Below are 4,244 nucleotides of genomic sequence, written 5' to 3'. Positions count from 1 at the left end.
ACAGCAATTTCGGGACACTACCATTATGACTATAATCCCGAGCCAGCCTCATCATTTTATTCCAGTTGCCTTGAAGAATGTATAGCAAAACACCCCGTCCTCTTCAGTCGTCCGGTATAGATCCCTTATACCCTCATCAAATGCCTCTGGCTTTATCATCCCCAACTTTATGGCCTGTTCCCGAACGCCCTCAATCATGGCAGTGAACGTGTTCCTGGTGAAGCCCTCCACCATCTCCGGCCGGCTGGAGTCGGCATAGACCATGCGGGGAGAGACTCGAACCGAGATGTAACCTGCTTTAGAGAGCAGGGGATATAGCTCCCTTCCGATCATTGCATTGCCTCCTGCAAATCTTTGCAGTTCCACCTGGGCTAAGATCGCCCTTTGGGCAGCAATGCTATCCGGATAAAAGTATGCTGAACCGTGGTCTCCCTCAATCACCGTGATTGTGCCACCGGGGCGGATGAAGTCCTTCAGAGCGATTAGGGCCTCCATCGGTCTGGGCAGGTGCTCGAGGACGAAGCAGAGGAAGAGGTGATCGAATGATTGGGGATCAAAGGGAAGACGGAATATGTCCGCCTGCAAAAAATCAATATTCTCAATGCCTGCTTCCTCAACCTTTCCCCTGGCCTGGAGGACGGAGGCCCGGGATATGTCCATTGAGATGATCGATGCCTCTGGATTGTTTCGAGATAGGGTCAAAGTCTGCGCTCCCACCCCGCAGCCGGCCTCCAGGACCCGGCTGCCTGCAGGATAGGAGGTATCGGAGTGAAGCAGCTGAACAAGGGTGGTGGCCTGATCCTGTAAGCGCCTGCTCTCCCTTGGATCGTAGCCGTGAACGTATGCTTTGTTCATGCTGGCCTCTTTTATTTGGGATCGGTAATAATCTTAGCTGTCGGCTTATCTATAGGCCCATCCCTTATCTTATCTATGTTCTATGCGATCAAGCGCAGAGATTATATCTAATATCGCGATGGAGATATATTCTCGATCGCCCAGTATTTAAACAGCGCAATGATCAGCGGAATTTCCCGCCATTTTGAGCAGTAGAGCAAAGAAGCTATAAGTATCTCGTTTTTTAATGTACATTCAAGTCCATTTACCAGAAGAGGTGCGCAAAATGACCAAGACGGCAGTAATCATAGGCGGGGGAATTTCCGGGATATTTGTGATGAAGGACCTCCAGGAAAAGAGCATAGCAACGAAAGAGGACATCAAGATAGTCCTTTTAAAGCGCGAGGACACCGGCTGGGTCTCTGTCTGCGGATTGCCTTATGCTCTCCGCGGATGGTATGAAATAGACAAGGTTGTTATCAACAAGCCGGAGTTCTTCTCAGAGCAAGGGGTGGATTTCAGAACCAAGACCGAGGTTGAAAGGATAAACACTGACGATAAAACCTTGAAGCTGAAGACGGGAGAGACTCTGAAATACGATTATCTGGTCATCGCCACAGGGAGAAAGCCGGCTCTTCCCGAGATGATCGAAAAGTCAACTATGAAGAACATATTCACCCTCAGCACCATGGAAGATGCCTACAGTATCGAGGCTGCCTTTAAATCAGGAGAAGTGAAGAATGCGCTGGTTCGAGGGCGGGGCATTATTGCATTACAGGCCGCTGCCGCTGCTGCTGCCAATCGTATCAAGACCACTGTCCTTGCCGGTCCCCCCTCATTGCTCCCCGGAGGCCTGGATCCGGATATGGGCGATATGCTCAAAGAGTGGATGCAAAAGCAGGGAATAGAGTTCATCCTGGAAAACCAGCCGATTTCCGGCCTGAAAGAAGATGGCGGCCGGGTCAGGTCTGTCCTCATTGGCCCAAGAGGTGAGAAGGAGATTCCTGCGGAGATGGTAGTGGTCGCCATGGGCATGAGGCCGAATGTCAGGCTAGCAGAAGAGGCGGGAATTGAGATAGGAGACACTGGCGGAATTATCACAGACAACTCATTGCACGCTAAAACCAAAAAGAGCTACCTAAAAGAGGTCTTTGCTCTGGGCGACTGCATTGAGGTCATTGATGGCATCACCCTCCGTCCGAAGTTGAACCAGCTGGCTTCTACATCCGTTGTCCAGGCAAATGTAATCTCAGATAACATAATCAGTGATATCAAAGGCAATCCCTGCTTGTATTCATCTTACGACCCATGCATGGGCCCGGTAGTTGCCGAGATCGCCGGCCTGAACTTTGGATCGGTGGGGGTGACAACGGAGGCGGCAGGGAGAGCGGGCATTAAGACGATATCCGGCAAAGCAACCAAGCTGACCAAGGCTCGATACTTCCCAGGGGCAAAGCCGCTTACGATGAAGCTGATCTTCGACGCCTTCTCCATGAAACTTTTAGGGGCTCAGATGATCTCCGAGGTCCCGGTCTCAGACAGAGTAAATGAGATGGCAGTGGCCATAAGAGCCTGTGTTAACGCGGAGGACCTCAGAAACACAGAAAGATGCTTCGATCCATCCTTATCTCTTCTCGTGGACGTAACCGTGGATGCAGCCGAGGACGCTCTGAAAAGTAAATCCGTCTGTTAGTTCTAGGGAGCAAAAGAGTTTAGAGGAGCTCTTACAGTCCACAATGGCAACTGGCTGGGAGTGCAGGGCTTCGCCCCTTTTCGCCTCCTTTTTATAGACTCATATTTATCATGATCATGCATTCACGCAGGGAAAGATTTATTTGCTCAATTGCTAAAAGTAATTAGATAAATGAATATGCGTACTGGATTCTCCGAGGTTTTCGGGCCAGCAATGAGGAATTGGCTTTGGATTTAAGTACAACTGCGCTTTTAGCATTTCTTGGATTTCTGCTCTTCGCGTCGGCTTTCTTCTCTGCATCTGAGACCGCATTGATGTCACTGAGCAAGATCAGGCTTATCCATTTGGTTGAGGAGAAGATAAGAGGTGCCAGCGTGGTAGAAAAGCTGAGGAAAGACCCCAGCCGACTGCTGGGCACTATCCTTGTGGGCAACAATTTAGTAAACATCAGCGCATCGTCCATTGCCACAGTCCTGGCGATAAAATATTTCGGCGATAGCGGAGTTGGCATCGCTACCGGGGTGATGACCATGCTGGTGCTCATATTCGGAGAGATCACTCCCAAATCACTGGCTGCTCAAAAGTCTGAACAAGTAGCTCTCTTGGTGGCAAGGCCTATCTCAGTTTTAGCATACATTCTGAGTCCCGTCGTAGCGGTCTTCTCCCGTGTAGCCAGCATATTCTTGCGGCTCTTTGGCTGCAGAAGCAATGCCAAACTGCCCTCGATTACCGAAGAGGAGCTCAAGTCCATGGTGAATTTGGGCGAGGAGGAGGGTGTCATCGAGGATCATGAAAAGACGATGATCTGCAATGTATTCGACTTCGGGGACCAGCTGGTTAAAGATATTATGGTTCCGCGGATGGACATCATTGCCATAAACATCAATGCCACCTATGAGGATGTCATAAAGATAATAAGAGCTGAGCAGTTCTCCCGCTATCCAGTTTACAGCAACAGGATCGATAACATAGTAGGCATTCTCAATGTCAAGGACCTGGTCTACCTGGATTCCAAGAGGGACTTTGACATGAAAGGGTTTGTGAAAAAGCCCTACTACACATTCGAGTTCATGAATACCTCAGAGCTCTTCAGCGAGATGAAAAAGCGCAGGACACATATGGCCATAGTCCTGGATGAGTATGGGGGCACGGCCGGTATCGTCACCATGGAGGATCTGGTTGAGGAGATCGTGGGAGAGATATCAGACGAGTACGACATGCAAACCAATGAGATCGAGACGATCCGGGAAGGAGAGTACATCGTCGATGGAAGCACCAGGATCGAGGAGCTGAACGAGCTGATCGGGACGGATATCGAATCAGAGCATTACGAATCAATAGGCGGTTTTATGATCCAGCTATTGGGCAGACTGCCCAGGCAAGGCGAATCCGTCGAATACATGAACACCAGGTTCGTAATCGAGAATGTGGAAAAAAACCGCATCAAAAAGATCAGGGTGCTGATGTCAGAAGCCCTGCCTGATGAAGAGAGCATTGTATTGTGAGGGCTTCAAGATGTGTTCTAGATGTGGCATTCTGATTGAAAAGGCGCTTTCTGATAGCGTCCATAACTGCCCTCATTGCGGGCTTTCGGTGAGTCGAGATTGGAATGCGGCAATCAATATGCTTGGATTGGGACTACAATCTGTCGGAATTAAAAACGTAGAAGCCCTACCCCTTTAGGGGTGGGGAGTGGTCACATAAACACAGGCTGGAA

At 49.7% G+C, this 4,244-nt stretch carries 3 protein-coding genes and 1 pseudogene; 3 read left to right on the top strand and 1 reads right to left on the bottom strand.

Translation table 11 applies throughout. From position 1 onward, the window contains the following. Positions 1–51 precede the first annotated feature (51 nt). Positions 52–855 carry a class I SAM-dependent methyltransferase gene (locus tag BP822_RS04165; protein ID WP_273279009.1) on the bottom strand — a complete coding sequence of 268 codons (804 nt, stop codon included), beginning with the start codon at positions 853–855 and terminating at the stop codon, positions 52–54. 265 nt (positions 856–1,120) lie between these two features. On the opposite strand from BP822_RS04165, the gene BP822_RS04160 reads away from it, so the two are divergent. From BP822_RS04160 to BP822_RS04150, 3 genes and pseudogenes are all read left to right on the top strand, one after another. Continuing rightward, a complete protein-coding gene (locus BP822_RS04160) occupies positions 1,121–2,527 on the top strand; it encodes an FAD-dependent oxidoreductase (protein ID WP_013718491.1) in 1,407 nt (468 codons plus the stop codon). Positions 2,528–2,754: 227 nt separating this feature from the next. Continuing rightward, positions 2,755–4,032 carry an HlyC/CorC family transporter gene (locus BP822_RS04155; protein WP_013718490.1) on the top strand — a complete coding sequence of 426 codons (1,278 nt, stop codon included), beginning with the start codon at positions 2,755–2,757 and terminating at the stop codon, positions 4,030–4,032. Between the two features lie 7 nt (positions 4,033–4,039). Next, positions 4,040–4,210, top strand: a pseudogene (locus tag BP822_RS04150) (zinc ribbon domain-containing protein); the annotation flags it as partial. Positions 4,211–4,244 lie beyond the last annotated feature (34 nt).

It is taken from the genome of Methanosaeta sp. UBA458 (genome assembly GCF_002496085.1).
GTDB lineage: Archaea > Halobacteriota > Methanosarcinia > Methanotrichales > Methanotrichaceae > Methanothrix > Methanothrix soehngenii.
The sequence above is the reverse complement of the archived record's forward strand: the minus strand, read 5'-3'. Positions and strand labels throughout refer to the sequence as shown.

Bases quoted from the DNA above. Each gene is read 5' to 3' on its own strand.
- BP822_RS04160 (WP_013718491.1), top strand. From the start codon at position 1,121: ATGACCAAGACGGCAGTAATCATAGGCGGGGGAATTTCCGGGATATTT.
- BP822_RS04165 (WP_273279009.1), bottom strand. From the start codon at position 855: ATGAACAAAGCATACGTTCACGGCTACGATCCAAGGGAGAGCAGGCGC.